Annotated in this window: 1 pseudogene; it reads right to left on the bottom strand. The window is 58.6% G+C overall.

Annotation, left to right across the window (positions count from 1 at the left end):
- Positions 1-1,090, bottom strand: a pseudogene (locus K0778_RS26275) (conjugative transfer relaxase/helicase TraI); the annotation flags it as partial.

Here is a 1,090-nt window from a genome sequence, read left to right as displayed (position 1 = left end):
GTTTCTCCATGAGTTCGCCAGGTACTCTCTCCATCAGCGGCGTGACCGCCTCCTTACCTTCGAGAATATGGCGAAGAATGCTTTTTTCAGCCTCATACGACGCACGGGAAACCAGCAGGTCTGTGCCATAACCTTTTGCCACATCCACATGCAGTAAATCGCCCCGTTTTATCTGCGCATCGATTTCCCGCCCCAGGTCAGCAAAACTGGTTCCTTCTGCAGCAAACGACTTTGCCTCTGTCAGCAGGTCCACATGGCTGAAGGCCAGGTTTTTACTTTCCACCACCGGAAGGGCAAGATGAATGGCCTGCTGTGCCGGCGTGTTAAGTGCGGACTTCTGATGACTGATAGCCGTTTCCAGCGATGTCTCACCGGCCCGCGCCTTTATCTGCTCAGAAACCACCGTAAAGGACGGATGGCGGGCAAGTTTTTCCGCAGTACGGGTTTCATCCAGTGAGGAATACAGCCGGACATCACGACCGCTGCGGGCCAGACCGTTCAGGGTGGCCTTGTCCATTGCCATCTGTGTGACGGAGGCAAAAACCTTCGCACTGTCGCTGACGGAATGCCCGGGCGTTTCCACCCAGCCATTCTCCAGCTTCAGTGCCGTGAACGGTGAATCGCTCACAGGCAGGGAGGCCGGTTCAGCCCGCCCCGGCACAACAACCGTCATCACATCTTCACTGACGGATGCCACCTGCAGGCGGTCACCGCCGGAGACTCGGAGTCCGGGAATTTTCCCGGTCACCCTCAGTCGCTCGCCGTCTGCCACCGGCATTTTTTCCGGCCGGAACAGCGACCAGCTGCTGTCCAGGGAGGAAATACGCACCACCTGCGTTTCGCCCTGCACATCCCGCAGGGTCAGGCTGTGACTCTGCGCCGTCACCCGGTCGATAACATAGCGGTCATGACTGCGTGTCTCCGGGTTCCACTGCTCCATCACCATTCCCGGGCGGTACATATCCCGCAGATAACGGCTCCGGCTGTCCAGCCAGACCGGTGACAGGGCGGTCATGGTTACCTCCGGGTGTCCGAGCACGCCCTGTGTTTTCAGCTCACTGCGAATGGCCTGTGTCAGTATGGCCTGTTC

Origin of the sequence: Escherichia sp. XD33 (assembly GCF_019375075.1) — a bacterium.
GTDB classification, from domain to species: Bacteria; Pseudomonadota; Gammaproteobacteria; order Enterobacterales; family Enterobacteriaceae; genus Enterobacter; species Enterobacter flexneri_A.
This window is presented reverse-complemented; position numbering and strand designations above follow the sequence as displayed.